22 protein-coding genes and 1 pseudogene are annotated in these 21,221 nt (G+C 71.9%); 9 read left to right on the top strand and 14 right to left on the bottom strand.

The annotated features are described in order from the left end of the window. Positions 1-12: 12 nt before the first annotated feature. The 3 genes from OG373_RS34245 to OG373_RS34235 all read right to left on the bottom strand — a co-directional run bounded on the left by OG373_RS34245 (position 13) and on the right by OG373_RS34235 (position 2,189). Positions 13-798, bottom strand: coding sequence for an electron transfer flavoprotein subunit beta/FixA family protein (locus tag OG373_RS34245; RefSeq protein ID WP_397733967.1), 786 nt, complete (start codon positions 796-798; stop codon positions 13-15). 200 nt (positions 799-998) lie between these two features. After that, positions 999-1,580 (bottom strand): flavin reductase family protein, encoded by a 582-nt coding sequence (locus tag OG373_RS34240; protein ID WP_405442420.1) that lies wholly within the window; start codon positions 1,578-1,580, stop codon positions 999-1,001. 279 nt (positions 1,581-1,859) lie between these two features. Then, the gene (locus OG373_RS34235; RefSeq protein WP_405442418.1) at positions 1,860-2,189 is read right to left on the bottom strand and encodes a TlpA family protein disulfide reductase; all 330 of its coding nucleotides are present in this window, start codon (positions 2,187-2,189) and stop codon (positions 1,860-1,862) included. Between the two features lie 234 nt (positions 2,190-2,423). On the opposite strand from OG373_RS34235, the gene OG373_RS34230 reads away from it, so the two are divergent. Continuing rightward, entirely contained in the window at positions 2,424-3,146 is a 723-nt protein-coding gene (locus OG373_RS34230; RefSeq protein WP_405442417.1) for a lysophospholipid acyltransferase family protein, read from the top strand. Positions 3,147-3,360: 214 nt separating this feature from the next. On the opposite strand, the pseudogene OG373_RS34225 reads toward OG373_RS34230, so the two are convergent. The 6 genes and pseudogenes from OG373_RS34225 to OG373_RS34200 form a co-directional block, all read right to left on the bottom strand. Continuing rightward, positions 3,361-3,561: pseudogene (locus OG373_RS34225) on the bottom strand (hypothetical protein); the annotation flags it as partial. 259 nt (positions 3,562-3,820) lie between these two features. Further along, positions 3,821-4,420, bottom strand: a complete 600-nt coding sequence (locus tag OG373_RS34220; RefSeq protein WP_405442415.1) for a transglutaminase family protein — start codon at positions 4,418-4,420, stop codon at positions 3,821-3,823. Positions 4,421-4,511: 91 nt separating this feature from the next. Then, the gene (locus OG373_RS34215) at positions 4,512-5,606 is read right to left on the bottom strand and encodes a threonine aldolase family protein (RefSeq protein WP_405442413.1); all 1,095 of its coding nucleotides are present in this window, start codon (positions 5,604-5,606) and stop codon (positions 4,512-4,514) included. Beyond that, positions 5,585-6,346 carry an SDR family NAD(P)-dependent oxidoreductase gene (locus OG373_RS34210; RefSeq protein ID WP_397733984.1) on the bottom strand — a complete coding sequence of 254 codons (762 nt, stop codon included), beginning with the start codon at positions 6,344-6,346 and terminating at the stop codon, positions 5,585-5,587. The genes OG373_RS34215 and OG373_RS34210 overlap by 22 nt, the downstream gene beginning before the upstream one ends. A gap of 26 nt (positions 6,347-6,372) precedes the next feature. Then, positions 6,373-7,779, bottom strand: a complete 1,407-nt coding sequence (locus OG373_RS34205) for a DUF6421 family protein (RefSeq protein ID WP_397733986.1) — start codon at positions 7,777-7,779, stop codon at positions 6,373-6,375. Positions 7,780-8,016: 237 nt separating this feature from the next. Next, positions 8,017-9,138: an LLM class flavin-dependent oxidoreductase gene (locus OG373_RS34200; protein WP_405442411.1), complete on the bottom strand. Its 1,122-nt coding sequence runs from the start codon at positions 9,136-9,138 to the stop codon at positions 8,017-8,019. A gap of 49 nt (positions 9,139-9,187) precedes the next feature. Here OG373_RS34200 and OG373_RS34195 point away from each other — a divergent pair, with 49 nt between their 5' ends. Next, positions 9,188-9,814, top strand: coding sequence for a PadR family transcriptional regulator (locus OG373_RS34195; protein ID WP_405442409.1), 627 nt, complete (start codon positions 9,188-9,190; stop codon positions 9,812-9,814). Positions 9,815-10,004: 190 nt separating this feature from the next. Further along, on the top strand, positions 10,005-10,697 hold the full coding sequence (locus OG373_RS34190) for a glycerophosphodiester phosphodiesterase (RefSeq protein ID WP_405442407.1): 693 nt from the start codon (positions 10,005-10,007) through the stop codon (positions 10,695-10,697). 33 nt (positions 10,698-10,730) lie between these two features. On the opposite strand, the gene OG373_RS34185 is transcribed toward OG373_RS34190, so the two are convergent. Beyond that, positions 10,731-11,270, bottom strand: a complete 540-nt coding sequence (locus OG373_RS34185; protein ID WP_405442405.1) for a GNAT family N-acetyltransferase — start codon at positions 11,268-11,270, stop codon at positions 10,731-10,733. A gap of 130 nt (positions 11,271-11,400) precedes the next feature. On the opposite strand from OG373_RS34185, the gene OG373_RS34180 reads away from it, so the two are divergent. From OG373_RS34180 to OG373_RS34165, 4 genes are all read left to right on the top strand, one after another. Then, positions 11,401-11,961, top strand: coding sequence for a DUF5134 domain-containing protein (locus OG373_RS34180; RefSeq protein ID WP_405442404.1), 561 nt, complete (start codon positions 11,401-11,403; stop codon positions 11,959-11,961). An 81-nt stretch (positions 11,962-12,042) separates the two neighbouring features. After that, positions 12,043-12,981 carry a M56 family metallopeptidase gene (locus tag OG373_RS34175; RefSeq protein WP_405442403.1) on the top strand — a complete coding sequence of 313 codons (939 nt, stop codon included), beginning with the start codon at positions 12,043-12,045 and terminating at the stop codon, positions 12,979-12,981. Positions 12,982-13,041: 60 nt separating this feature from the next. Next, positions 13,042-13,716, top strand: a complete 675-nt coding sequence (locus OG373_RS34170) for a phosphatase PAP2 family protein (protein ID WP_405442401.1) — start codon at positions 13,042-13,044, stop codon at positions 13,714-13,716. Between the two features lie 102 nt (positions 13,717-13,818). Beyond that, positions 13,819-14,457 (top strand): TetR/AcrR family transcriptional regulator, encoded by a 639-nt coding sequence (locus OG373_RS34165; RefSeq protein ID WP_405442399.1) that lies wholly within the window; start codon positions 13,819-13,821, stop codon positions 14,455-14,457. A 2-nt stretch (positions 14,458-14,459) separates the two neighbouring features. Here the strand turns inward: OG373_RS34165 and OG373_RS34160 are convergent, their stop codons facing one another. Further along, the gene (locus tag OG373_RS34160; RefSeq protein ID WP_405442397.1) at positions 14,460-15,944 is read right to left on the bottom strand and encodes an LVIVD repeat-containing protein; all 1,485 of its coding nucleotides are present in this window, start codon (positions 15,942-15,944) and stop codon (positions 14,460-14,462) included. 76 nt (positions 15,945-16,020) lie between these two features. Here OG373_RS34160 and OG373_RS34155 point away from each other — a divergent pair, with 76 nt between their 5' ends. Together OG373_RS34155 and OG373_RS34150 are read left to right on the top strand one after the other, a co-directional pair. Beyond that, positions 16,021-16,725, top strand: a complete 705-nt coding sequence (locus OG373_RS34155) for a DUF305 domain-containing protein (RefSeq protein ID WP_405442395.1) — start codon at positions 16,021-16,023, stop codon at positions 16,723-16,725. Positions 16,726-16,777: 52 nt separating this feature from the next. Further along, positions 16,778-18,136 (top strand): FAD-dependent oxidoreductase, encoded by a 1,359-nt coding sequence (locus OG373_RS34150; RefSeq protein WP_405442393.1) that lies wholly within the window; start codon positions 16,778-16,780, stop codon positions 18,134-18,136. A 9-nt stretch (positions 18,137-18,145) separates the two neighbouring features. Here the strand turns inward: OG373_RS34150 and OG373_RS34145 are convergent, their stop codons facing one another. The 3 genes from OG373_RS34145 to OG373_RS34135 form a co-directional block, all read right to left on the bottom strand. After that, the gene (locus OG373_RS34145) at positions 18,146-18,493 is read right to left on the bottom strand and encodes an ArsR/SmtB family transcription factor (RefSeq protein WP_405442391.1); all 348 of its coding nucleotides are present in this window, start codon (positions 18,491-18,493) and stop codon (positions 18,146-18,148) included. Positions 18,494-18,644: 151 nt separating this feature from the next. Further along, positions 18,645-19,745: an NADH:flavin oxidoreductase/NADH oxidase gene (locus OG373_RS34140; RefSeq protein WP_405442390.1), complete on the bottom strand. Its 1,101-nt coding sequence runs from the start codon at positions 19,743-19,745 to the stop codon at positions 18,645-18,647. A gap of 76 nt (positions 19,746-19,821) precedes the next feature. Next, the gene (locus OG373_RS34135; RefSeq protein WP_405442388.1) at positions 19,822-21,144 is read right to left on the bottom strand and encodes a wax ester/triacylglycerol synthase family O-acyltransferase; all 1,323 of its coding nucleotides are present in this window, start codon (positions 21,142-21,144) and stop codon (positions 19,822-19,824) included. Positions 21,145-21,221: the final 77 nt, after the last annotated feature.

Raw genomic sequence — 21,221 nt, 5'->3', positions numbered from 1 at the left:
TGGCCGAGGTTCTTAGATGAACTTCTGGCCGGCCAGGAACTCGGCCAGCTGCTTGCCGCCCTCGCCCTCGTCCTTGACGATCGTGCCGGCGGTACGGGCCGGGCGCTGCGCCGCGGAGTCGACCGCGGTCCAGGAGCCCTCGAGGCCGACCTCGTCGGACTCCAGGTCCAGGTCGGACAGGTCCCAGGACTCCACCGGCTTCTTCTTGGCGGCCATGATGCCCTTGAAGGACGGGTAGCGGGCCTCGCCCGACTGGTCCGTCACCGAGACGAGCGCGGGGAGGGAGGCCTCCAGCAGCTCGCTCGCGGTGTCGCCGTCACGGCGGCCGGTCACGGTGCCGTCCTCGACCTTGACCTCGGAGAGCAGGGTGACCTGCGGGACGCCCAGGCGCTCGGCCAGGATCGCCGGCAGCACACCCATGGTGCCGTCGGTCGACGCCATGCCGGTGATGACCAGGTCGTAGCCGGCCTTCTCGATCGCCTTGGCGAGCACCAGCGAGGTGCCCATGACGTCGCTGCCGTGCAGGTCGTCGTCCTCGACGTGGATGGCCTTGTCGGCGCCCATCGACAGCGCCTTGCGCAGCGCGTCCTTGGCGTCCTCGGGGCCCACCGTCAGGACGGTGATCTCGGCATCGTCGGCCTCGTCGGCGATCTGCAGCGCCTGCTCGACGGCGTACTCGTCGAGCTCCGACAGCAGGCCGTCGACGTCGTCACGGTTGACGGTCAAGTCCTCGGTGAACTGCCGGTCGCCCGTGGCGTCGGGCACGTACTTCACACAGACAACGATCCTCAGGCTCACGCCGGCTCTCCTACCGCATCGTCTTTTCTGGTACCGCCTTATGCAGGCAGCATAGGCGCCTTGTCGGGCGGATCCCGGTCGGGGCGGCCCGCGCTCCGAAGGGAATGTTACTCGTCAGTACATCGTGGGTCCCACCAAGTGGCAAGGCTGCCGAACTGTGATCTGCCCAACGCCGTCCGACCCGGCCGAGCAGGGACGATTCAGTCGCGCAACGCGTTGAAGCGCCCCTGGTGGTACAGCAGGGGGCGGCCTTCCCCGGCCGGATCCCCCACGACCGCCTCGGCGATGATCACACGATGTTCGCCGGCGGGCACACGTGCGACCACCCGGCAGACGAGCCACGCCAGTACGCCGTCCAGTACCGGCACCCCGTGCGGGCCGGCGGCCCAGCCGGTCGACGGGCCGAAGCGGTCGGCTCCGCTCCGGGCGAACAGCCCGGCCAGCTCCCGTTGGTGCTCGCCGAGTATGTGGACACCGAGGTACTCGCTGTCGCGCACCGCGGGCCAGGTGGAGGCCCCGGTGCCGATCGTGAAGGACAGCAGCGGCGGGTCGGCGGAGACGGAGTTGAGCGAGGTGGCGGTGAAACCCACCGGGCGGCCGCCGTCCTGGGCCGTGATCACGGCGACACCGGCCGCGTGCTGCCGGAAGACCGACCGCAGCAGGTCGGGCGAGCCGGGACGGGCCGTGCCGATGCCCGCACCCGCGCCTGCGCCGGAGCGGGGGGCACGGGGGGACGGAGCCGTCGGGAACGTCGGGACGGTAGGGACTGTGGGAGCAGTCATCAGGGTTCTGCCTTCTGCCGCGGAACACGCGGGCACTGTCGGGGATCGGGGGCCTGGGCTTTCAGTGATCCCAACAGCGCGCGCTCGCGTGGCGGACGAGGTCCACATGGACCCGTCCGTAGAGCAGGAGTTCATACCGCATGCCGCCAGCCTGGCGATCTCCCGTGGACACAGTCAAGCGGGATCGGGCAGATGTCAGGCGCGTCACGCTGTGTGCGGGCGCGCGCACCGGCGCCCCCGGACCCGCTCCCCCGGTCCGCCCGCCGGCCGGGCCGCCCGTCATACGGCGGCCCCGAGAGCGGCGATCACGTCCACCTTGCGCGGCATTCCGGCGGCCCGCCGCACGATCCGGCCCGTCGCGTCCAGGACCAGCACGGTCGGGGTCTTCTCGATCCCGAGGATGCGTACCAGGTCGAGTCGTTCCTCGGCGTCGATCTCGATGTGCGCGACCCCGTCGACCATCGCCGCGACCTCGGCGAGGATCCGCCGCGTGGCCCGGCAGGGCTGGCAGAACGCGCTGGAGAACTGCACCAGGCTGGCCCGCGCCCCCGGTTCCGCACCCAGTTCGGCGGCGCCCAGCCGGATCCGCGCCTCTTCCTGCCCGAGCACCCGCGCTCCCGTCGCCGTATTCGTGTACGTACGTCATCCTCGTACGCCCGTCCGTCGATCGGAGCACCCGGAAGGCCCGCGACATTCCCGGCGTGACGAGAATCTCCCCGGGTAGGGTCTTCTGGACTGGCCAGCGGCCCGCGTATGGGGCACGATCCCCATGGTCGCGTACCTACGCTTCCGTAACTTCCGGCCGGGAGCACCTCCCCAGGCAGAAAGCGGGGTCTCCCCACCATGGCTGAGCTCGTCTACCCTCCCGTGATCGGCGCCGCGCACGGACTCTTCCGCGCGCTGGACATCCGTATCGACATGAAGGGCACCGAGAACATCCCCCGCAAGGGCGGTGCGGTCCTGGTGTCGAACCACATCGGATACCTCGACTTCATCTTCGCCGGCCTGACGGCGCGGCCGCAGAAGCGCCTGGTCCGCTTCATGGCGAAGGAGTCGGTGTTCCGGCACAAGGTGTCCGGTCCGCTGATGCGCGCGATGAAGCACATCCCCGTCGACCGCAAGCAGGGTGAGGCCGCCTACCAGCACGCCCTGGACTCGCTGCGGGCCGGCGAGATCATCGGCGTCTTCCCGGAGGCGACGATCTCCCAGTCCTTCACGCTCAAGAGCTTCAAGTCGGGTGCGGCGCGCATGGCGCAGGATGCCGGGGTCCCGCTGATCCCGGTGGCGCTGTGGGGCACCCAGCGACTGTGGACCAAGGGCCGCCCGAAGAACCTCAAGCGCAGCCACATCCCGGTGACGATGCGCGTGGGCGAGCCCGTGGAGGCCCCGGCCGACCAGTACGCCGGCGCCATCACCCGCCGGCTGCGCGAGCGCGTGCAGGAGCTGCTGGACACCGCGCAGCGCGCCTACCCGGACAAGCCGAAGGGCGCCGACGACTCGTGGTGGCTGCCGGCCCACCTGGGCGGCACCGCGCCGACGGCGGCCGAGGTCCGCGAGGCCGGCTGATCGACTCCGCGCACGACATCGGCCGCCGGGACCCTCAGGGGGCCCGGCGGCCGATGTCGTCGAGGCCGGCCGCTCAGTGCCGGTCGTGGTCGTGGCCGGTCGGCGGCTCGCACGGGGCGGCGAAGCACTGCCATTGCGGCTTGCCGTGCGGGACCCGGATCCCGTCGTCGGAGCCGTCGTGATGCCTGCCCCGGTCGGCGGGACCGTTTCCGTGCAGCGCGTGCCGGAACCGGTCCTTGAACTGCGGGTAGAGGTCCCGGCCCTGGATCCGTGAGGTCTCGGCGACGTGCATGGCCGCGGCGATCCCCATACCGGTGTGGCCGAAGTCGCGGCAGGTCTCCTGGGCGAGTCCGTCCACGAAGGTGCTCTGGCCGTGCCAGTAGTCGATCAGCTCGGCGCGGGTGTCGACGGACGAGCGCTGCGGATCCGCTCGCAGTACGCACCGGACGGAGTGCGGACGCAGGTGTTCACCCTGGGGGCGGGCCTGAAGCTGACGGCCGCGTCGGCCGGGGCCGCCCTGGTGGGCATCGCGGCCGATGCGCCCGCGGCGGCGCTGCTGACCGCGATCGCCGGACTGCTGCTCGCGGCGGCACTGCTGCACGCCCTGGCGGTGCCGCGGGGGCCCGGACGGACGGCCCGCGCCGGATCCACCGCGCCTGCGGGGCCCACAGGCCCTACAGGGCCGTCGGAAGGTTCCGCCACAACTGCGGCCGGTCGACAGACTCCCGAAGGGCCTTGAGCACGGCCGGGTGCGGGTGGGCGTGGAGTTCCGGGTAGTCGATCTCGCCGAGTTCCGGGCGCACGGGGAAGGCCAGCCGTTCGCGGTCGAGGTCGAACCGGGCGTCCACGCCGGGCTTGTTGCCGCGCGGGTCGAGTCGGGACCAGCACGCACTGCCGGGCAGGCGCAGGGCGATCAGCCCGTGCACGAGGGGGGCCGTCCCGTCGTCCTCGGTGAGGCGCTGGTAGCACAGCGCCGCCGGGATGCCCTGGGCGCGCAGCAGGGCGATGAGGGCGTGGGACTTTGCGTGGCAGATGCCGTTGCGCGTCGCGAGGACGTCGGACGCGCGCCACGCGACGCGGAGGTCGCCGGAATCGGCCGAGTGCGGGATGGTGTCGCGGACGAATGCGAAGGCGGCCTCGGCGTATGAGTATGCGTCGCCGGTGGTGGACCAGAGGGTGTCGGCGGTCTCCTGCACGAGTGGATGCCAGTGGTCGATCGCCTCGTCGGACACCAAGTATGCGTGAATATCGGGGTTCCGCTGGGTCAGCTGCATGGCCCGGAGCATAGTGATACCCCCGACCGAAAATCCATAGATTTCCGATCGAGGGTATAACTATGCAGATTGTGCGGTACTACTCCACCCGCTAGCGGGCCAGCTCTTCCTTCAGCGCCTGGAGGAAGCCGTCGACGTCCTCTTCCTGGGTGTCGAAGCCGCACATCCAGCGGACGTCGCCCGCGGCCTCGTCCCAGAAGTAGAAGCGGTAACGCTTCTGCAGCCGCCGGGAGACCTCATGGGGCAGCCGGGCGAACACCGCGTTCGCCTGCACCGGGTAGAGGATCTCCACGCCGTCCGTCTCGCGCACGCCGGCGGCGAGCCGCTGCGCCATCGCGTTGGCGTGCCGGGCGTTGCGCAGCCACAGGTCCTTGGCCAGCAGGGCCTCCAGCTGCACCGACACGAACCGCATCTTGGACGCGAGCTGCATCGACATCTTGCGGATGTGCTTCATCTGCCGGACCGCGTCCGGGTTGAGCACCACCACCGCCTCGCCGAACATCATGCCGTTCTTGGTGCCGCCGTACGACAGCACGTCCACGCCGACCGCGTTCGTGAAGGCGCGCATGGGCACGTCGAGCGAGGCCGCGGCGTTGGCTATCCGGGCACCGTCGAGGTGGACCTTCATGCCGAGCCGGTGGGCGTGCTCGCAGATCGCCCGGATCTCGTCCGGCGTGTAGACCGTGCCCAGCTCGGTGTTCTGGGTGATCGACACGACCTGCGGCATCGCCCGGTGCTCGTCCTCGAAGCCCCAGGCCTCCTGGTCGATGAGCTCGGGGGTGAGCTTGCCGTCCGGGGTCGGGACGGCGAGCAGCTTGAGGCCCGCCATCCGCTCCGGCGCGCCGCCCTCGTCCACGTGGATGTGGGCGCTCTTGGCGCAGATCACCGCACCCCAGCGGTCCGTCATCGCCTGGAGGGCGGTGACGTTCGCGCCGGTGCCGTTGAAGACCGGGAAGGCCTCCGCGTACGGGCCGAAGTGGCTGCGTACGACCTTCTGCAGGTGCTCGGTGTAGTCGTCCTCGCCGTAGGCGACCTGGTGGCCGCCGTTGGCGAGCGCGATGGCAGCCAGGACCTCCGGGTGCACCCCCGCATAGTTGTCGCTCGCGAAACCTCGCACCGCCGGATCGTGGTGGCGCCGGGCGTCGGTCCTGCCTGCCTCGGTTCTCACGGTTGCGGAGTGAGCCACAGACGCTGTCCGTTCACATCGATTGCGGGCCGCTCCCAGACGCCGGCGATGGCCTCGGCCAGCTCCTGCACGTCGGTGAAGCCCGCGAACTTCGCATTGGGACGCTCGGCGCGCATCGCGTCGTGCACCAGTGCCTTGATGACCAGGATCGCAGCTGCCGCGCCGGGGCCCTCGTCACCCCCCGCCTTGCGGAAGGAGTCCGCCATCGCCAGGGTCCAGGCCTCGGCGGCCGCCTTGCCCGCGTTGTACGCCGCGTTGTTGGCGACCGGCTTGTGCGCTCCGGACTGGCTGATCAGCACGTAGCGGCCGCGGTCGCTGCGCAGGAGCCCGTCGTGGAAGGCCAGCGAGGTGTGCTGGACGGTGCGGATGAGGAGCTTCTCCAGGAAGGTCCAGTCCGCGAGGTCGGCGTCGGTGAAGGTCTTGCTTCCGCGCCAGCCGCCGACGAGGTGGACCAGGCCGTCGATCCGGCCGAACTCCTTCTCGGTCTGCTCGGCCCAGGCCTTGGTGGCGTTCAGGTCGAGCAGGTCGACGGTGTCACCGGTGATGGTGGCGCCGCCATGGGCGTAGCGCGCCGCGTCGACGGCCTCCGCGAGCCGCGCCGGATCGGCGTCGGACGCGACGACCACCGCGCCCGCCTCGGCGAGGCGGAGCAGGGTGGCACGGCCGGCGGGGCCACCGGCCCCGGCCACCGCCACCACCGCTCCGTGCAGCTTTCCGTTGCCGTTCCCGGAGCCGTTCATCAGTCCAGCCTCCTGTGGGCGAGCGCTCACGCGGCGACTCGCTCGGCCTGCTCGGCATTCAGGGCGGTGATGCCCTTCGTGGAGGCGATCACTCCCTTGAGCTTCTTGGCGAGCGCCTCAAAGAACATGCTGAGCGGAAACTCGTCCGGAAGCACGTCGTCGACGAGCTTGCGCGGGGGCTGCGTCATGTCCAGGGCGTCGGGGCCCTTGGCCCACTTGGAGCCCGGGTGCGGGGCGAGGTAGGTGGAGACCAGCTCGTACGCCTTGAACCAGTGGACGAGCTTCGGGCGGTCGATGCCGGCCCGGTAGAGGTCCTCGATGTCGGCGCACAGCTGGTTGGTGACCTGCGGGGCACGCATCCAGTCGATCTTCAGCTTGTTGTCCGTCCAGCGCACGACGTCGTGCTTGTGGAGGTAGGCGAAGAGCAGCTGGCCGCCGAGGCCGTCGTAGTTGCGGTTGCGGTCGCCGGAGACCGGGAAGCGGAACATCCGGTCGAAGAGGACGGCGTACTGCACGTCACGGCCGTGCTCGTTGCCCTCGGACTCCAGCTTCACGGCCTCCTTGAAGGCGGTGAGGTCACAGCGCAGCTCCTCCAGGCCGTACATCCAGAACGGCTGGCGCTGCTTGATCATGAAGGGGTCGAACGGCAGGTCACCGTGGCTGTGGGTGCGGTCGTGGACCATGTCCCACAGGACGAAGGCCTTCTCGCAGCGCTCCTGGTCCTCGACCATGCGGGCGATGTCCTCGGGCAGGTCGATGCCCAGGATGTCGACGGCGGCCTCGGTCACCTTGCGGTAGCGGGCGGCCTCGCGGTCGCAGAAGATGCCGCCCCAGGTGAAGCGCTCGGGGGCCTCGCGCACGGCGATGGTCTCCGGGAAGAGCACGGCGGAGTGGGTGTCGTAGCCCGGCGTGAAGTCCTCGAAGGTGATGCCGAGGAAGAGCGGGTTGTCGTAACGGGTGCGCTCCAGCTCGGCGAGCCACTCGGGCCACACCATCTTGAGCACGACGGCTTCCAGGTTGCGGTCCAGGTTGCCGTTCTGGGTGTACATGGGGAAGACGACGAGGTGCTGGAGACCGTCGGCGCGCTCGGCGGCCGGGTGGAAGGCCAGCAGGGAGTCGAGGAAGTCCGGGACCTTGAAGTCGTCCGCGGCCCACTTGCGCAGGTCGGCGACGAGCGCGCGGTGGTACGCGGCTCCGTGCGGGAGCAGCGGGGACAGCGTCTCGACGGCCTCGATCACGCGGTCCACGGCGGCGAGGACGGTGGCACGACCGTGGGCGCCCTCGACCTCGAAGTCGATGGAGCCGTCCTTGGCCTGCCAGGGCCGGATCTCCTCCACGGCGGCCTTGAGCTCGGGCCATGCGGGGTGGTCCACCACCCGCGCTCCGGCGGTTATCACGGCGCCGCCGGTTCCGGGCACAAGAGTTTCCGTCATGTCACTTCCTCCACAGGAGAACCTCACGTATGGGCAGCGTATGCGCGCGAGGCTCTTCCGCTCAAGAGGAGACTCGGGAAATTATCCTGCGTCACCCCCTCCTTCACCGGAAGTCTTCCCGTTCGTCGGCGCGGAATCGACCACTCCGCCCAATCGCGCCAAGGCTTCCCCCGACCCGGCGGCCGCACTGCGGCCGCATGGGGGCGGGCGGGGCCCGGGGGGCGGCAGAGGCGCACATCACACGCCCCGGAAGTACGGAATGACCTTCTCGCCCCATTGGCGAAGGGTCTCCAGGCAGGCCTCCTGCTCCACCGTGCCCATCTGGATCAGGCACATGATCTCGTCGGCGCCGGCCTCCCGCAGCCGCTCCACGTACGCGATGGCGTCGTCGGCGGACCCGTAGGCGTGGTCGGCGTTGAAGGTGGCCGTCGAGGTCGGCCGCACCGGTATGTCCAGCTCGTGGAGCCGGGCCACCACCTGCTCGGCGGCCCGGCGCATCTCCGCGGCCTCGTCGGCGCCCGCGACCACGGCCTCGTCCGGGATGCCCGCCCCGCCGTACCAGTGGCCGATGGACTGGGCGAAGAACCGCTGGCCGCGGGTGCCGATGCGGCGCGCCCGGGCCCGGTCGTCGAGCACGATGGTCGGGCAGAGCACGGAGAAGTGGTCGTTGACCACGGTGGACACGAAGCGGCTCCCGTCGCGCCCGGCGATCGCGGCGTCGTAGACGGACCGCATCTGCGCGATGGACTCCGGGCCGGCGAAGCCCATCACCAGCGCCCCGATCCCCAGCTCGGCCGCCTGGACCAGCGTCTCGCCCCGGCTGCACGCCAGGAACAGCGGCGGGTGCGGGGTCTGCCGCGGCCGCGGCAGGATCGGGTGCGGATCGATGTCCATCAGCTCCCCGTGGTACTCCAGCTCCTCCTCCTGCCAGGCCCGCCCGATGATCCGCAGGGCCTCCTCGACCTCGGCGGTCGTGCGGTCCCGGTCCACCCCGCACAGCGAGGTCTCCTGCTCGGTGCCCCCGCGCCCGGCCCCGAGGTCGAGGCGCCCGCCCGAGAGCAGGTCGAGCATGGCGGCCCGCTCGGCGACCCGCACCGGGTGATTGAAGTTGAAGGGCATGCACACGACGCCGTGGCCGATGCGTATGGTGCTGGTCCTGGCGGCGACCCAGGTCAGGAAGACTTCCGGGGCGGACATGTGTGCGTACCACTTCAGGGAGTGGTGCTCGACCGCCCAGATCCGGTCGAATCCCATCCGTTCGGCCAGTACGGCCTGCTCGACGCAGTCGCGGATGACCTGGTGCTCCCGCTCCACCGTCGGGTCGGCAAGTTGGGCTTCGAAGATCACGGAGAATTTCACTGTGCCTCCAGGGTTGCGTCGCGTACCCGGTCTCACTTCAATTCGGAATATGACTAGTAGTCAGAACTCGAAGAAGCAAGAGCTGCCGCCGACCGCGTGGGCCGTGCTGGGTCTGCTCTCCTTCCCCGGCGAGCGGACCGGCTACGAGCTGAAGAAGTGGGCGGACTCCTCCCTGCGCTTCTTCTACTGGTCGCCGGCCATCAGCCAGATCTACGCGGAGCTGCGCCGCCTGGAGGAACTCGGCTACGCGGCCTCCGTGCGCTCGGGACCCGAGGAGACGCGGGCCAAGCGGCGCTACGCGATCACCGACGCCGGGCGCGAGGCGCTGGCCGGCTGGGCAGCCGACACCGCCGAGGCCGGGCCCCCCGTACTCAAGCACGGACTGCTGCTGCGGATCTGGCTCGGCCACCTGGCCGAGCCCGAGCGACTGCGCGCGATGGTCGGCGAGCACCTGGACCGCACCCGGGGCGAACTGGCCGCCGTACGGGAGGCCATGGAGCACGCGGGCGGCGTACCGGAATGGAGCTTCCCCACCCTCGCCCTGCGCTGGAGCGAGCGGCAGCACCTGGCCGAACTGGAGCTCGCCGAGGCCCTGCTCACCGACCTGGACGGGCTCGAGCGGAACCGGCAGCACCCCGGTCGTCAAGCCGACGGGGACGCGCCCACGCCCGGGTGACGCGACAGGCCCGGCATCGGCCCCGGCGGGGCGCACGACCCTGGCGGGAAGCGGCCGGGACGCTCCTGCGGGGCCGTGCACGCCCGGTCCCTTCGGGCCCGAGGCGCACTAGCATGCGTCCTCATCGCGCGCGGCCGGTCGGGACACCGCAGCCGCGCGGGGAGCCGCCGTCGACGGAAGCGAGAGAACCTTGACTTTCCTCACCATCGGTCACCGCGGGGTCATGGGTGTCGAACCGGAGAACACCCTGCGGTCGTACCTCCGAGCAGAACGTTGCGGCATGGACGTCATCGCTCTGGATCTGCGCCTCAGCAAGGACGGAGCGCTCGTCGCCGTGCACGACCCCGAGGTGGACCGGACCACCGACGGCTCGGGGGCCGTCGCCGATCTGACCCTGGCCGAGCTGCGCGAGCTGGACGCCGGTCAGGGCGAGCACGTACCGGTCCTCGAGGAGGTCCTGGACGCGGTCCGGGTGCCGCTCCAGACCTTCGTCGGCGACCTGGCCGCCGCCCCGGTGCTCGCGGAACTGATCCTGCGCCGCGACCTGACCTCGCGGGTGGAGGTGGCCTCCGACCGGGAGGCGGTGCTCGTCGAGACGGCCCGGCTGGTGCCGGGCGTACGGACCGTCCTGTGCTCGGACTCCCCCGTCGCGGAGGCCGGGTCACTGGTGGACCGGGCGCTGGCCGCGGGCGCCGCGACGATCGCCGTGGACATCCACCGGCTCAGCCTGGAGGCGGTGGAGTCCGCGCACGCGGCGGGCCTGCGCGTGACGGGCCGGGCGGTCGACACCCTGGACCTCCTGCGGCTCGCGCGGGCGCTCGGACTGGACGGCGCCGCCACGGACTTCCCGGAGGTCCGCAGCACCGGCCGCTTCACCGCCTGACGGGGTCCGGGCTCCGGCCCGGCGCGCCTGCGCTCAGAGCGACTTGACCAGCAGCTCGAAGGCGAGGTCGTCGCGGAGCGGGACGCCGAAGCGCTCGTCACCGTAGGGGAAGGGGCTCAGCTCGCCGGTCCGCCGGTAGCCGCGGCGCACGTAGTAGGCGATGAGCTCCTCCCGTACGTTCACCACCGTCATCCGCATCTCCTTGGCGCCCCAGGTGTCGCGGGCGCGGCGCTCGGCCTCGGCCAGGATCTCCTTGCCGAGGCCGCCGCCCTGGAGCCCGGGGCGGACGGCGAACATCCCGAAGTAGACGTGATCGTCCCGGTGTTCGAGCTGGCAGCAGGCGACGAGCTCGCCCGCGCGCTCGACGACGAGCAGGAGCCCGTCCGGGGCGGCGATGACGGCGCGGACCCCGTCCGGGTCGGTGCGCTGCCCGTCCAGGTAGTCGGCCTCGGTGGTCCAGCCGGCCCGGCTCGCGTCCCCGCGGTAGGCGGACTCGACGAGTTCCACCAGTTCCGGAACGTCCGTCTCGACGGCGCTGCGGAAACTGAGGGCTGCGGGCTGGGCGGTCGTCATCGGGCGCTCCGTTCAGTGCGGCGGCATATGACATGCCGGGAAGGCAGGGAGAGCGTATCCCGGAGCCGCGTGAGGGTGCTGTGAGAGGGGCATCTCTCCCCGTGACGCCGACGAACCGGGAGGTTCCGCCGTGCACGGTTCTGCCACTTCGCTCGCCCCCTACGTCTCCTCCTGGCTGCTGGTGCTGCTGTGCGCGGTGAGCGGTGCGTACTGCCTGCGGCGGGTGCGCGATGCGGGCGGGGCCGCCGGGGAGGCGGTGATGGGCTTCGGGATGGCTCTGATGGCGCTGCCCCTCGGAGGCGGTGAGGGATGGCGAATCCCCGTACTGGCCGTGGTCTTCAGCGGCGCGTCCCTGCACGCCCTGTGGCTGCTGCGGGGCGGGGCGCACCACGCCCACCATCTGGTGGGCTCGCTGACGATGGTCTACATGACCCTGGGGGCGGGGACGGGACCGGGAGAGGTTCAGGGGCACGGGCAGGGACACGCGGCCGGGGCCGGGGCGCCGCTGCTGACCGGCGCGCTGCTCCTCTACTTCGCCGGATACGTGGTGCTCGGGGGAACCAGACTGATCACCGCGGGCGGCGCGGCCGCCGCACCTGTGGCCGCCGGGCGGGGCGGACCCACCGAACTCATCCGCGCCTGCCGACTCGCCATGGGAATGGGGATGTTGGCCATGCTGCTCACGATGTGACGGCTGCGGCGGACGTGTCCTGCGTCACCAAAGCCGCGAGGGCGTACCCGCAGGTAGTCCCGCGCTCATAGGCTGGCGACCATGATGGTCCCCGCCGCCCTCCTGTTGCTCGGCGCCCTGACCGCGGTGCTCGCTCCCCGTCTGCTGGCCCGGGCCCGGTGGCCCGAGCGCGAGCCGGTCGTCGCCCTGTGGGTGTGGCAGTGCGTGGTCGGCGCGGTGCTCCTGTGCTTCGGGCTGTCGATGCTGCTGAGCGCGGCGGCGGCCTGGCAGGCGGTACGGGGCCGGCTCTTCGCCGCCGCCCCGCACGGCGTGGTCGACGCCTATGCGCTGGGCGCGTCCGGCGGGCCCTGGGCCGCCGTCACCGCGCTCGCGCTGGCGGGCGGCGGGCTGTGGACCGGGGCGATGCTGACGGGTGAGGTGCTGCGGGCGCGGGCCCGGCGGCGCGCGCAGGGCAGCGAACTGCTGGAGCGGGCCCCGCTGCTGCCCGGGGAGGATCCGGCGGGCGCGCGGCTCGTCGTACTGGAGGGGCCTCGGCCGGATGCCTGGTGGCTGCCGGGAGCGGCGCCGCAGCTGGTGATCACGACGGCGGCGCTGGGCCGGCTGAAGGGCAGCCAGCTGGATGCCGTGCTGGCGCACGAGCAGGGGCACGCGGCGGCCCGGCACGACTGGCTGCTGCACTGTTCGCGGGCTTTGGCCCGGGGTTTCCCGCAGGTGCCGGTCTTCGCGGCGTTCGAGGCGGAGATGCACCGGCTGGTGGAGATGGCCGCCGACGACGTGGCCTCCCGGCGGTTCGGACGGCTGACGATCGCGCTGGCGCTGGTCGGACTCAACGAGGACCGGGGGGTGTTCGGGACCTCCTCGACCGAGCACGCGCACGTCCCTCAGCGGGTGCGCAGACTGCTGTCGGCGGCGCCCCGGTTGTCCCCGGGGCGGAGGCTGCGGCTGACGGCGCTGGCCACGCTGGTCCCGGCGATCCCGCTGGTGGTGGCCTTCGTACCGGGGCTGAGCGCCCTTGCGTAGTGCGGGCGCGCCCGGCGCTGCCCGCCGCCGCCCGGCGGTTCGCGGTGCGAGGATCTCCGCATGCGCAAAGATCCCTTGTGGTGGACGGGCATCGGCTGTGCGCTGCTCGCGGCGGTCCTGACGGCACTGGTGGTGGCGGGGTGGCGGCCGCTGCTCGCGTACGACGAACGGGTCGCGCGGGATCTGCACGCCCACGCCGTGTCCCATCCCGCGGTCACGCAGTTCATGCGGGTGCTCAGCGACTGGGTGTGGGACCCCTGGACGATGCGGGCCCTGGCGGCCGTCGCCTGCGTCCTGTTGTGGTGGCGGGGCGACCGGGGGCGTGCTCTGCTGGTGGCCCTGGTGACGCTGGCGGCCTCGGTTGTGCAGCAGGGGCTGAAGTTTTTGGTGGGGCGGGAGCGGCCGGTGTGGTCGGATCCGGTGGACTCGGCCCAGTACGCGGCCTACCCGTCCGGGCACGCCATGACGGCGACGGTGGTGTGCGGACTGCTCCTGTGGCTGCTCCCCCGCCCGGGCCCGGCGCGGTCGCCGGGCGCGCGGTCGCCGGTCGTGTGGGCGGTGACCGCCTGGGCGGTGGCCGCGGTCTCGGTGCTCGGGGTCGGCTTCACCCGGGTGTACCTCGGGGTGCACTGGCCTTCGGACGTGCTGGCGGGCTGGCTCCTGGGAGTGGCCCTGGTGGCTCTCGTGACGTCCGTGCCGGTCCGCGCACGCGGCTGCGACCCGGTGGAGCGGTGAGGGTACGGCGTGCCTGCCCTGGATGATCCCCCGTGTCACCCAGAGCAGGCGACCCCGTGCGCTGAGTATATTGGCTCGCAGCCAGTCAACGCAGGAGTAAGCATGTCCCCGCGCAGCGCATCGGTCAATGAAGAATTGCGCAGACGTTCCCGGGAGCGGCTGCTGCAGTCCGCGGTCGAACTCGTGGCCGAGCGCGGCTACGAGGCCACGACCCTGGGCGACATCGCCGACCGGGCGGGCGCGGCGCGCGGTCTGGTCTCGTACTACTTCCCGGGCAAACGGCAGTTGCTGCAGTCGGCGGTGCACCGGCTGATGTACCTCACCCTGCACGCCGCGCTGGAGCGGGAGCCCCGCAGCGACTGCGGGCGCGAGCGGCTGGCGCGCGCGATCGACGCGATCCTGGGGCTCATCCGGGACGAACCACTGCTGATGCGCACTCACATGGCGGTCATCCTCACCGCCGAGGGCTTCGTGCAGTGCCCCGAGCAGCAGCGGCTGGCGGAACTGCTGCGGGACACGCTCGTCCGGTACGGCTCTGCGGATCCGGACGCGGACTATCCGCTGCTGCGGGCCCAGTTGATGGGCGCGGCGGTGGCGATCCTGCTGCCCGGCGCCCCGATGCCGGCACGGCGGCTGCGGGCCGAGCTGTTCCAGCGCTACGGGCTGGACTGGGAGCTCGGCGTTCCGCCGGACGGCGGACCGCCCGGCGGAACGTTTCCTTCATCTCCTTCGCACCCCTGAGGTCAGTGGTACTCGGGCTGGGTCTGCACGTTGAGCCGGTCCGTCCGCACCCACTTGGCGCTCTCGGTGCGCCAGTCGTCGAGCCGCAGCACGTCGAGGCCCTTGGTGATGTCGTTCGAGTAGATGTGCCCGTTGTAGTAGTACGCCGACCAGGATCCGCCGAGCCCGAGTTGATCCGTCGTCAGCGGTCCGCGCTCGAAGTAGGCGATCTCCTCGGGCCGGGCGGAGTCGGTGAAGTCCCATACGGAGACGCCGCCCTGGTACCAGGCCTGGACCATGATGTCGCGGCCGCCGCCGACCGGGACCAGCGAGCCGTTGTGGGCCACGCAGTTCTCGGTGTCCGCCTGGTGGCGCGGGATCTTGAAGTAGCTGCGGAAGACGAGCTTGCGCTGGTCCCCGCGACCGGTGATCTCGTAGATCCCGTCGGCGCCCCGGTTCGGACCGGTGGCCTCGTTGCAGGTGGCGCCGCCACCGCCGCCGAGCTCGTCGGTGAACACCACCTTGTTCGCCCGCTCGTTGAAGGTGGCGGAGTGCCAGAACGCGAAGTTCACGTTGTCCTGGACCCGGTCGATGACCCGCGGCTGCTCGGGCCTGCTGATGTCGAAGAGGATGCCGTCGCCCATGCAGGCGCCGGCGGCCAGGTTCTTCGACGGGAGCACGGTGATGTCGTGGCAGCCGGTGGTCTTGGAGACGCCGGGGTTGGTGGGCGCGCCCGGGTTGCCGCCGTCCGGGAAGAGGACCGGGAAGCCGACGACGGCGGCCTTGGTCGGCGCCTTCTTCGGGACCTTCACGATCGAGATGCCGTCGTGCGGCGGCTTGCAGTCGGGGAAGGCCTCGTTCGGGGAGTACGAGGCGACGTAGAGGTAGAGGTCGCGGTCGCCCGGCACCAGGGTGTGGGTGTGCGAACCGCAGGCGGTCTCGACGGACTTGATGTACCGGGGGTTCTTCTTGTCCTTGATGTCGAAGATCTTGATGCCCTCCCACGAGGACTTCTCCGTGGCCGGCTGCGAGACGCTGTTGCAGGAGTCGTCGCTGCGCGAGGAGTCGGTGGAGAGGAAGAGCAGGTCGCCGTGGACCGAGATGTCGTTCTGGCCGCCGGGGCAGAGCACCTGGCTCACGGTCTTCGGGGCCTTCGGGTTGGCAATGTCGTAGATGGTGAAGCCGTTGTAGTTGCCCGCGTAGGCGTACCTGCCCTGGAAGGCCAGGTCGGAGTTGATCACCGTCGGGTCGGTGCTGGGGATGTTGGCCAGGGGCTTGATGTTCCGGCTGTGCACGATCTCGTCCTGGCCGGGGATGTCGCCCGGGGCGAGCTCCCCGCCCTCGGCGAGGCCCGCGCTCTGCCGGTTCGCGCTGCCGGGTGTCAAGTCACCCGGGTCGGGGGTGGCGGCCGCCGGTCCGGCTGCCAGGAGCGTGGTGAGGAGCCCGGCCGCGGCGACGGCCACCCCCACCCTCCTGTTTCGCACCCGCCTGGTGTGTAACGAGGTCACTGTGCCCTCCCATGGGAGCCCGATCGGTTCCGCCCACAAGGGAACGGAACCAGGACCCCGGCAGTATCTTCCCTTCATGGACATGGCAAAAGCCCTCAAGGGCCGGACCGGCTTACAAGCACGCTTCGGCCGACTCGCGCCGGCGGCGGTGGCCGCCGGCCTCCTGCTGACGCTCTCCGGCTGCCAGGGGGACGACGGATCGGACCGGGCCGACGACGGCCGGGCCACGATCGTCGCCCCGGGAAAGCCGGGTGAGAAGGCCCGTCACCTCACCCCCGAGCAGGCCGCGAAGGCGAAACCCGACGACAGCCCGAACGCCGCCGACCACGCCTATGTGTCCCGCATGATCGAACACCACCGGCAGGCGCTGACGATGAGCTCGCTGGCCCCCGAGCGGGCCGCGACGGACGGGGTCAAGCGGCTGGCGGAGCGGATCACGGCAGCCCAGAAACCCGAAATCGGCGCGATGGAGAAGTGGTTGGCGCGCTACCCGGCCCCTGCGGCGGCCCCGTCTGCGGGCTCCGGCGGGCACGCACAGGGACACGACCACGGCGCGATGCCCGGCATGGCGACGGAGCAGCAGATCAAGGAACTGACCGAGGCCGGCGGGGCCGACTTCGACCGGCTCTTCCTCACCCTGATGACCGCCCACCACGAGGGCGCCGTGAAGATGGCGGGCGAGGCGCTGGCCGGCGGGAACAACGTGGCGGTGGAGGAGATGGCCACCGAGGTGGTGGCCACGCAGAGCGCCGAGATCCACCGGATGCGCGCGATGGGCTGACTCCGCGGGGGGCCGGTGTCATGCTGGGACCACCTGCGGGAGGAGCTCCGCCGTGCTTCGTGTCGCCGTCGTCGGATCGGGCCCCAGCGGGGTCTACGCGGCCCAGACGCTGGTGCAGCAGCGCGAGGTGCCCGGGGTGCGGGTGGACGTGCTGGACCGGCTCCCCGCCCCCTACGGGCTCGTCCGGTACGGGGTCGCCCCCGACCACGAGAAGATCAAATCGCTCCAGGGCAGCCTGCGCACCGTACTGGAGGACGAGCGGATCCGCTTCCTCGGGAACGTCGAGGTCGGCGGGGACCGGCTGTCCACGGACCGGCTGCTGGAGCTCTACCACGCGGTGGTGTACTGCGTGGGCGCGGCCCGGGACCGGATGCTGGGGATCCCCGGCGAGGAACTGACCGGGGTGCACTCCGCCACGGCCTTCGTGTCCTGGTACAGCGGGCACCCGGATGCCGCCGCCGAGGCCTTCGACCTGCCCGGGGTGGACAGCGCCGTCGTGGTCGGGGCCGGCAACGTCGCGGTGGACGTGACGCGGATCCTGGCCCGGGGCACGGCCGAACTGGCGCCGACGGACATGCCGCAGGCGGCGCTCGGCGCGCTCGCGGACAGCGGGGTGCGCAGGGTGGCGATGGTGGCCCGCCGCGGACCCTCCCAGGGCAGGTTCACCACCAAGGAGCTGCGGGAACTGGGCACGCTGCCCGGTGTGGACGTCGGCGCCGACCCGGCCGAGCTGGCCCTCGACCCCACGTACGCCGACCCGGTGGCGGCCGCCGCCCTGCCGGCGGTGGCCCGGCGGAACCTGGAGGTGCTGCGCGGCTGGGCCGCAGCGGGCCCGGGCGACGGACCGCGCCGGATCGCGCTGCGGTTCTACCTGCGCCCGGTGGAGATCCTGGGCGGCCCGGACGGCCGGGTCACCGGGATGCGTTTCGAGCGCACCGCCCCGGACGGCAGCGGCGGGGTGACCGGGACGGGCGTCCACGAGGACATCGCCGCGCAGTTGGTGCTGCGCTCGGTGGGGTACCGGGGCGTTCCGATCGCCGGGCTGCCCTTCGACTCCGCCAGGGGCACGGTCCCGCACGCGGCGGGCCGCGTGCTGCGCGCGGGCCGGGCCTCGGTCGGCGAGTACGTGGCGGGCTGGATCAAGCGCGGCCCGACCGGGGTGATCGGCACGAACCGGCCCTGCGCCAAGGAGACCGTGTCCTCACTGCTCCAGGACGCGGGGGCACTGGCCCGCCGGGACCTCCCCGGGGACCCGCTGGACGCCCTGCGGGCGGCGGGCCTGCGGCCGGTCCGGTGGCCCGGCTGGCTGGCCATCGAGGCGGCCGAGGCGGATCTGGGACGCTCCCTGGGTCGTCGCTCGGTGAAGATCCCGGACTGGCAGGGCCTGTTGGGCGCGGCCGGACCGCTGTGAGAGCGGTCCTCAGGAGGCCAGTCGCGCTTCCTCGGCCGCGGCAGCCTCGAGGACGCTGTCGAGCAGGCCGGGGAACAGCGCCTCCAGTTCCTCCCGGCGCAGGGCGTTGAGCTTGGTGGTGCCGCGGTAGGTCTGGCGTACGACACCGCTCTCGCGCAGGACGCGGAAGTGGTGGGTGGTCGTGGACTTGGTGACGGGCAGGACGAAGTACGAGCAGGCCAGATCCTCGGAGGAGGCGGCCAGGTCCAGGACGATGGACAGCCGGACCGGGTCGGAGAGTGCGTGCAGCACGCCTTCGAGGCGGATCTCGCCCGCCTCGGGGTGGGCAAGGATGCGGGAGGTGTCCCGTTCCGTCATGTCCCTGCTCCACTCACTCGGTTCGCTGCGTTCCGGTTCCTGCGGGCCCCCATCGTACGAGAGCCGTCGAAGAAGACGGGCGCCTCACGGAAATCGGCGGAAAGCAGTGGTACGGCTCCGGCACCGCTCCCGGGCACCGGAGCCGTCCACATCACCAGGACCGGTGGTACGGGGCGGGCGTACGGACCTCCGCGCCCAGCTCGGCCGCCGCACGGCGGGCCCAGTACGGGTCGCGCAGCAGCTCCCGGCCCAGCAGGACGGCGTCGGCCTCCCCGTTGGCGAGGATCTTCTCGGCCTGTTCCGGTTCGGTGATCAGACCGACGGCGGCCACCGGCAGCGAGGTCTCGTCCTTGACCCGGGCCGCGAAGGGCACCTGGTAGCCGGGACCGACGGGGATCTTCACGTGGGGCGCGAGCCCGCCGGTCGAGACGTCGAGCAGGTCCACCCCGTGCGCCGACAGCAGCTGCGCGAACCGGACCGTTTCGTCGGCGGTCCAGCCGTCCTCCTCCAGCCAGTCGGTGGCGGAGATCCGGAAGAACAGCGGGAGTTCCTCGGGCCACACCGCCCGTACGGCGTCCACGACTTCGAGGGCGAAGCGGGTGCGGTTCGCGAAGGAGCCGCCGTACTCGTCGGTGCGCCGGTTGCTGTGCGGGGAGAGGAACTCGCCGATGAGGTAGCCGTGGGCGCCGTGGATCTCGACGACCTCGTAGCCCGCGGCCAGCGCGCGCTCGGCGGCGGCCGCGAATCGGCCGGCGATCTCATGGATCTCGTCGACCGTCAGCTCGTGCGGCACCGGGTGGCCCTCGGAGAACGCCAGGGGGCTCGGGGCGACCGGCTGCCAGCCGTGCGCCTCGGGCCCGACCGGCCCCCCGCCCTTCCACGTGCGGTCGGTGGAGGCCTTGCGGCCGGCGTGCGCGATCTGGATGCCGGGGACCGTGCCCCGGGCCTTGAGGAAGGAGGTGATCCGGCGCAGCGCCTCGACCTGGGTGTCGTTCCAGATGCCGAGGTCGTAGGGGGAGATCCGGCCTTCCGGGGAGACGGCGGTGGCCTCCTGGATGATCAGGCCGGTACCGCCGGTGGCGCGTGCGGCGTAGTGGGCGAAGTGCCAGTCGTCGGCCACGCCCGCGTTCGGCCCGAACGCCTCGGCGCTGTACTGGCACATCGGGGCCATCCACACGCGATTGGGGATGGTGACGGAGCGAAGCGTCCAGGGCGCGAACAGGGCGGCGAAAGCGGCGGGTGCAGCACTCATCAGGCTCTCCAGATACGACCGGGCATGCCGGGGATCGACTAAGTTCGAGAGTCACCGTACTACGAATTTCGTCGTACTACGAGACCTCTCGTACAAGCGCGTCGAGCTCCGCGCGCAGCGCCCCGGCGAGAGCCGCCAGGTCCGGGACGGCCGCCGCGTCGGCCACCAGTCCGTAGTGGACGGTCCCCTTGTACGTGGAAACCGCCACGGCCAGCGACTGGCCGCGGGCCAGCGGGGCGAGCGGATAGACCTCGCGGACCGTGCTGCCGCCGAGGGTGAAGGTGAAGCCCGGCAGCGGGACACTGGTGACCAGGATGTCGAAGAGCAGCCGGGCCGCCTGGGCCACGAGCGGGCCGCCGAGCCGGTGGCCGAGCGGGTGGACGTGGTCGGCGAGCAGGGCGACGGCCCCGGCGCCGCGGGCGGGTCCGGCGTCCTTGTTGCGGTCCATGGCCGCGCGCACCCGGTCCAGGCGGCACAGCGGGTCGGACTCGGCGAGCGGCAGCCGGAGCAGATAGCCGGAGAGCCGGTTGCCGGCGCCCCCGGCCGCTCCGGGCCCACGGCGGCGGGACACGGGGATCAGGGCGCGCGGTCCGGCGCCCCAGGGTTCCGGGTCGCCCCGCTCCGCCATCCAGCGCCGCAGGGCGCCGGCGACCAGGGCGATCAGCACGTCGTTGACGGTGCCGCCGGCGCCCTTGCGGACCAGGTTGACCTCGTCCAGGTCGAGCGCGAGGCAGGCGACCTCACGGGCACCGGCTCCGGTGGAGTCCGCGGTGAGCGCCGTCGGTACGCCGAGCGGCAGCCCGGCGCGGGCCACGGCGGCGCCGATCTCCAGGGCCTGGCCGACGTCCTGGACCCGGGCCGCCAGCACCCCGGGAAGCCGGCGCAGGAGGGAGCCGGCCCGCTGCTCGGGGACCGGCCGCGCGGGCGGCCGCGGGGCCGTCCCCTCGTCGAACAGGGTGGCCGCGAGGGCGAGGGCGCCCAGTCCGTCGGCGAGGGCGTGGTGGAACTTGAAGAGCACCGCGAAGGAGTCCGGGTCCGGCCCGGCCAGGACGTGCGCCTCCCAGGGAGGCAGTGCCCGGTCCAGCGGCCGGGCCATCAGGGGCCCGGCGGCGGTGTGCGGCACGGCCTCGCCGGTACGGACGAGGAAGACGTGCCGCGCCGGGTCGAAGCCGGGGTCCGGCGACCAGGCGGCCGCTCCGACCGGAAACAGCACGTCGCGGATGCGGCGGCGCAGGCGCGGGACCGCGGTGCAGCGGGCGGTCAGCAGCTCGGCGGCCCGCTCGGCGGAGCCGGGGCCGGCGGCACGGAAGACGGCGAGCGCGCCCAGGTGCATGGGATGGTCGGCGGATTCGATCCGCCAGAAGGCGAGGTCGAGCGGGGACAGGTGCTCGGTGGCCACATACGTCCTCTCGCGTGCGGCGGCAGTGACCTGAAGTCAATCCATTCCGGCCACCCACATGCAAGCAACAATCATTT

Source organism: Streptomyces avidinii (genome assembly GCF_045161815.1).
Lineage (GTDB): Bacteria > Actinomycetota > Actinomycetes > Streptomycetales > Streptomycetaceae > Streptomyces > Streptomyces avidinii.
The sequence above is the reverse complement of the archived record's forward strand: the minus strand, read 5'-3'. Positions and strand labels throughout refer to the sequence as shown.